This window comes from Turicibacter sp. HGF1 (assembly GCF_000191865.1).
GTDB lineage: Bacteria > Bacillota_I > Bacilli_A > MOL361 > Turicibacteraceae > Turicibacter > Turicibacter sanguinis.
This window is the reverse complement of sequence record NZ_AEXQ01000084.1, coordinates 1-6,454: the sequence shown is the minus strand read 5'-3', so window position 1 is coordinate 6,454 and position 6,454 is coordinate 1. Positions and strand designations below refer to the sequence as shown.

The 6,454-nt window shown below is 34.3% G+C and carries 6 protein-coding genes and 1 pseudogene; 2 read left to right on the top strand and 5 right to left on the bottom strand.

The features are described 5' to 3' along the window. From HMPREF9402_RS15035 to HMPREF9402_RS08330, 5 genes and pseudogenes are all read right to left on the bottom strand, one after another. Positions 1 to 78, bottom strand: a 78-nt coding sequence (locus tag HMPREF9402_RS15035) for a linear amide C-N hydrolase (RefSeq protein ID WP_139058193.1), incomplete at its 3' end; no start/stop codon positions are given. Then, a pseudogene (locus tag HMPREF9402_RS14980) lies at positions 53 to 585 on the bottom strand (linear amide C-N hydrolase). The gene HMPREF9402_RS15035 and the pseudogene HMPREF9402_RS14980, both read right to left, overlap by 26 nt. 254 nt (positions 586 to 839) lie before the next feature. Then, complete coding sequence (locus HMPREF9402_RS08340) at positions 840 to 1,082, bottom strand: hypothetical protein (protein WP_229040062.1); 243 nt, start codon at positions 1,080 to 1,082, stop codon at positions 840 to 842. Positions 1,083 to 1,182: 100 nt separating this feature from the next. Continuing rightward, positions 1,183 to 2,121: a 2-keto-3-deoxygluconate permease gene (locus HMPREF9402_RS08335; protein WP_006784644.1), complete on the bottom strand. Its 939-nt coding sequence runs from the start codon at positions 2,119 to 2,121 to the stop codon at positions 1,183 to 1,185. A 15-nt stretch (positions 2,122 to 2,136) separates the two neighbouring features. Continuing rightward, a complete protein-coding gene (locus HMPREF9402_RS08330) occupies positions 2,137 to 2,883 on the bottom strand; it encodes an SDR family NAD(P)-dependent oxidoreductase (RefSeq protein WP_009607116.1) in 747 nt (248 codons plus the stop codon). Between the two features lie 143 nt (positions 2,884 to 3,026). Here HMPREF9402_RS08330 and HMPREF9402_RS08325 point away from each other — a divergent pair, with 143 nt between their 5' ends. Both HMPREF9402_RS08325 and HMPREF9402_RS08320 read left to right on the top strand, forming a co-directional pair. After that, a complete protein-coding gene (locus HMPREF9402_RS08325) occupies positions 3,027 to 4,214 on the top strand; it encodes a PucR family transcriptional regulator (RefSeq protein ID WP_006784646.1) in 1,188 nt (395 codons plus the stop codon). Positions 4,215 to 4,329: 115 nt separating this feature from the next. Continuing rightward, a complete protein-coding gene (locus tag HMPREF9402_RS08320) occupies positions 4,330 to 6,081 on the top strand; it encodes a glycerophosphodiester phosphodiesterase family protein (RefSeq protein WP_009607115.1) in 1,752 nt (583 codons plus the stop codon). Positions 6,082 to 6,454 lie beyond the last annotated feature (373 nt).

The following is a 6,454-nucleotide window of genomic DNA, read 5'->3' as shown; positions in this document are numbered from 1 at the left end:
TCGTATATTGCAGTAATTTAATAAATTGGTACGATGCCAATCGTAATTTGGACTATTTGTTAAGACGCCCCATTGAATGTCGGTGAATCTTCAGTTTATCTACATCAGGTTCAATGATGATGGTTTCTCCTGTACGGTCACTAAACATCCAGTGAGTATAACGGATATCCCCGAAGACAGGCTTTGCGATAAGTGTAACATCATTTTCTAATTTTGAAATGACTTCTTCGACGGTAGCACACATACTTAAGAAGTAAGTAACGGCAAAGATAGGTTGTAAGGGGATGGTTCCTTCCTTCACTTCATCAGCATATTTAGCAAACTCACGATAGTAGAGTGCCCCCCCATTAATCCTTTCTCATTAATGCCTTCAAAAAAAGTTGGAGTTGTTTTTAAGATTAAGGATCCCATTCCTAACACACCATATGAAGAGGTTAACTTGGTTGATTCATCTAGATTTTTTTCAATAGCTGTTCCACAAGCGTAGAAAGTTGTGCCACTTGGAACAAAGGTTATTTTGCTATCTGATGCAATGCGATTGAAATCGAAGTTTCTCCCCCAAAAATGTTTTTGATCCTCACTAATCCAAGATAGCCCGCTACATCCTGCACTCAGAGTTTCTATCGATTACTTTATCTTATTATCGTTCATGATAATCCTCCTATCTTTAGTATATTTAGATACCATTTAGTTTACGCATAACTTGTTTTTTTATCGTTATTGAAATATTTTTATTACCAATTAATACGTAGAAAGCATGAAAGTAGAGAAGTGAAGAAAATGTGATTATATATAGTTAAAAAGTTCAAGATGCGTTAAGCGTCTTGAACTTTTTTGGATTATTCTTGATTTGTTTTAAAGCTTGCTGCAAATTCATGTAAGACATTGTGGACTTCATCTACATGGTTTGGTTTTATTAAGACTGTAATTTGAGGAATAAAGGCACCAATATCGGCACGTGTAAATGTTCCTGCTTCTTGTTTTTTAAAACATTCATTGACTAATTTTTGAGCTTCATCGACTTTTCCATCTTGAACGCGTTTTAAAATATAGTCTAAAAATTGAGCTTGTTTATTATTCATCATGAAACCTCCTGATATAATATCAACTTTATTATGTCCAAGTCTTTCATGAATATTGCTATTGTTGATCATTATTTTTTTGCATTGAAAAAGACGGTTGTTAAACCGTCTTTTGAGCTTTTTTCTCATTTTGTTTGGCAACAAAGCTTGTGAGCATTGGTGTTAAAAAGGCTGTAATGATGACTGAAGCAGCAACTTGAGCGGTAGCAACAGGAGCAATTAAGACATAAGTTGGATCAACCGCTGCTAAAGCGGCAGGATTAGCAACGCCACTGGCTGCAGTACTTGAAATTGAAGCTCCGGCAATTCCTGAACCACCTGTTAATCTATCAGCTCCAATTGTAATAGCCCCAACAATAAAGACCGTAATTAATCCAAGTAAAATTCCAGATAACCCACCTTGGAATAATTGCTGAATCGACATTCCACAACCAAGTGCAAATCCAACGACGATAATACTTGGAGTCACCCCAGCGCTTAGATTTTTCTTAAGCCATGGCGAGCAACTTCCTAGAATTAATCCAAGGATAAGCGGTAAAATCGATCCGATGATTGGCCAGATTGAAATACTTGCAAGGCCAGCAGAACTTAGAGCAATCATCGTAACAGTAGGTCCGACACTTAAAGATGTAATTCCTACAGCCCCTTTGTCAGAATCGTCACCGTACTGTGCTACAATCCCTGAATAAAGTGCGTTGTTTGCAACAGAGATGGCACTAATAATAGCTAAAGCTGACAATCCTAAGAAATTGTCATTGAATAGGAAGGCCACCCCAAGCCCTAACAAAACTGACATTAATACTTTAGTGACAATGACAACGGCCCCTTTTTTTATAGCGCGTGGTGTACTTTTAATATCAATACTGGCTCCTAAAAAGAATAGGAAGATTCCAACCAAAGCACCTGTTCCATGCACAGCATTTGTAAAGAATCCCCCAATTTCTAAAACTTGAGGAACGAATGAATTTAGTAAAACGCCAATTAGCATTGGGACAACAATCGTGTCTCCCGGAAATCGTTTGTATTTTAGTTTTGCCATTATGATCCCCTCCGATTAGTCTAATACAATACCACCATCACAGTCCCCAATCTCACCGTTAACGAAGCTTGCTGCATCAGAAGCAAAGAACAAAATCATTTGAGCAATCTCAACGGGTTCAGCAGCACGCCCAAGTGGAATCATACCAATAACTTTTGCATTTTTCTGTGCATCTTCAGATAAACTTTTTGTCATTGCCGTATGAGTAAATGATGGGCAAACAGCATTACAACTAATTCCGTATTTTCCACCTTCCTTAGCGATAGCCTTTGTTAGGCCATTAACCCCAGCTTTTGAAGAAGCATAGGCTGCTGTTCCAAGTAAGCCTCCTCCAATTTTTCCAGCTACAGATGAAACATTAACGATGCGTCCCCCTTTTTTCTCAATAAAATAAGGATAAATAGCTGAACAAGTGGTGAAAGTACCGGTCAAATTAATACGAATGGTTCTTTCCCATTCTGCATCACTAATTTCTTGAAATGGTAATTTTGAAATCACACCTCCGACGTTGATTAAACCGTGTACTCGATCAAAATCATTTAAGACAGTTGAAATAACTGAACGGATATTATCGCAGTCTCCAAGATCGATTTTATAAAAAGAAGCATTTCCAAGTTCCTCTGCCGTTGCTAATCCGACTGCCTCGTTAATATCTAAAATAACGACATGTCCGCCACCTTCAACAATTCCTCTTGCAGTTTCTTTCCCAATTCCTTGAGCTCCACCCGTTACTAAGATTGTTTTACCTTTGAAATCAAACATTTTACAAGCCCCCCTCATTTTTGTGAAAAAAATCATTAATTAACTTACGCTAACATTATAGCACTGAAGGCATAAACGGAAAATGTGAGCATAGCCTAGAAAGTAGATGAGGTATTAGGCTACTAGCACAAAGGAGAGAGAATGTGAAAGAGGAATTAATACAATCCATTTTGCAAGGAGAATCGTTTGAACAAGTGGTCGATAAAGCTGCGAAGTATTTAAATAACCCACTGGTTATTATTAATAATTCTTACAATATTATTGCTCATTCTTCCTGTATTAAAATAGATGATTTGATTTGGAACAATGCAGTTAGTAGAGGTTATATTACCCTTGAATTTGCCACGACGTTAAATCATTGGCACACATTAAAAGATAAGAATCGAAAATATGAATGCATGACGGTTGATCAAATCAATGAACGAAGACGTCGTTTTTATAAACTTGAGATTAATCATCAATTACTAGGGTATCTTAATATTACGGAAGTAAAACATGATTTTGATGATTTAGATGAGGAATGTTACTACTTCGTTAGCCAAGTGTTAGCAAAGGAACTTCTAATCCAACAAAAATTAATGCCACCAAGTGATCGGCTTCAAAATGAAGATATTTTATTAGAATTACGACGTGACAACTATATTAATCGTATTCATCTTTATGAACGGGTTCAATTTAGTCATTTAAAAATGACGTCGACATATCGAGTATTATGCTCAGATTTAAACGATTTTTTATCCTATAATGCAGATGAAGATGATTTTAAGCATGAACTTTTATCCCATTTTCCGGGTTCAACCATTATTGTTGTGGATAAAATTTTGATTATTTTGGTGGAGGAGAGGGCGGGCTTATTTAATAAGGAGCTAAATGATTATTTAAAGTTTAAACAGTTGATTCTTGGCATTAGCGATGTTTTTTATGAGTTATTTGAGTTTAAACGGTATGAGAATCAGGCGATTAGTGCTTATGAGAATCGTAAGTATTTGTTAGATGATTTTGATAGATATGTGTTTTATGAACAGGTTAAAATTTATGATTTACTAAGGCAGATTCCAAGAGAAGAATTACTATATTTTTGTCATCGAACAGTTTTAAACATTTATGAATATGATAAAAAGTTTGAAACAGACTATTTAAATACACTAAATGTTTATTTAAGAATGAAACAAAGTATAAAAGCAACCTCAAATTATCTGTATCTGCATCGTAATACCATTAACTATCGGATATTAAAAATTAAAGAGCTCTTTCATTTAGATTTGGATGATTATGCGGTGGTCAATCAGTTACTATTTTCATGTCAAATCATACAGGTTTGGTGTAAGTAAAGAGGATCATCATAAATTTATTTTACTTATTACATCATTTGTGATATTTGTTAATTAATACTATTTATTATAGTCATTGAAATTATAGTTTATTAGGTAAAGAGGGATTGAAACAATGGGGCTAGAACTCAAGAATGCATTTGCTTTATTTAAGTATAATTTTAAAGGGATTCTCTTATTTGAACTGCTATTTAAGCTGATGTCATGGATGATTTATACACCGATTTTACTTCTTTTATTTAGGTTATCAGTTTATATGAGTGGTTATGGATTTATTACAGTTGAAAATTTTATGTCGTATTTATTACGACCATCTACTTTGATTATTATTTTTTTATTGCTTGGTTTTTTTACATTACTGTTGTTTTGTGAAATTAGTGGTTTAGTGTACGCTTTTCATGCATCGTATCACCGGGTAAAAATATCGTGGTTTGATCTATTTTATTTATCCTTGAAGTCACTTTTCAAGTTAATTAAAACAAATCTGGTGATAGCACTGATTGCAGTAATGGGAATTTTAATGTTTTATTTTAATATTCGAGGAAGCTATTTTCCAAAATTAACACTGACGGGTGTGGTAAATGACTATATTGTCTCGAATCGATTATGGATGATTTTATTTTTGATTGTTGGGGTGTTGTTTTCAATCGGATGTGTAAGATGGATGTATTGTCCTCATTGGTACAATTTATCGGATTTAAGTTTAAGCTCATCTATTCAGGCGAGCGTTAAAATGACACATCATCGATTTTTAAATAGTGTAGTAAGGGTAATTTTATGGTATGCAACCGTCATTGTGTCCGTTTTATTACTTGAAACAGTTGGATTTGGTATGATGGCTTTGTTAACTGAAACTTTAAATCAGTTTTCTATTTGGATTTTTACAGTCAAGATTATTGTTTTTATGAGTTTAATTTTATTAATGACCATCTTTTTGATTCCAGCCCAGTATTGTCAAATAAGTGCCAGCTATTATCATTGGTTACATGAGAAAAGAATTGGCGTGCCAGGTTGGAGGAATATAAATTTAGATTCTTCCAAAAAAGTAATGAGTATCTTTATTCTATGTTGTTTTTGTTTCATTGGTGCTGGATTGATGATGGGGTCTAATATTTATAAAGATACGTTTGAGACATTATCCCTTATCAGACAGACTGAAATAACAGCTCATCGTGGTTATTCAGCAATGGCGCCTGAAAATACAATGCCCGCGATTGGGTTAGCAATTGAGCATGGGGCAGATTATATTGAAGTTGATGTTCAAAAAACGAAAGATGAGGTGTTAGTACTCTTTCACGACCGAACACTCAAAAGAATGGCAGGAATAAAGAAAAAAATAAGTGATTTAACATATGATGAGTTATCCACGATTGATCTTGGAGCATCATTTGATGATATTTTCGAGGGAACACATATCGCAACACTTGAAGAAGCTTTAGAGTTATGTGCAGGTCGTGCCAAACTAAATATTGAATTGAAATCGTCTGAGGAGGATTTAGGAAGACTGGTTGTCGATATGGTAGCAAGCCATGACATGCTTGAGGATATTGTGATTACAGCAGCCGACTATGAGGCAATAAAACGAGTTAAAGAATATAATAACGAAATTATGACAGGATATATTACATCAGCCCTTTACGGTGATGTGAGTGAGATGAAGTATGCAGATGTATTTAGTCTGCAATCAAGTTTTATTACAGCTGATTTAGTTGCAGATATTCACCGTCATGGAAAATTAGTTTTTGCTTGGACCGTTAATAATTTAAATGAAACGAAGCGTTTAATGGAATTAGGTGTAGATAATATTATTACAGATTATGTGGAGCATACACTTGAAGTTAAAGCTTCTTTAATAAAAGCAGAATAAAAATTTTAGGCTCTGTTTTAGATAAATGTTGATGCTTGAAAGAGTTGATGCGACTTAATTCTTAATCATGTCGTTTAAGCGATCATTGATGCAAATGAGTCTATTTTGAACAAATATCAACACTCTTTTAAAACACAGCCAAATTTTAAAAGGTGACTTTTGTTATTTCGACAAGAGTCGTCTTTTTTTGTTTTTTGCGCTTAAATAGAGAATAGATTGGAAAAACTAATACAAAAGTTTAGTTCCTCACATTTTTTGCAACGTTCTTTATTAGGTTTAATCTACGTTTTTGCCTAATAGTTGAGGAGTGTTTTGTACGCAAAACGCTAGGAAATCTACATATCTAAGAACAGTTACAGTCCATCATATTTTT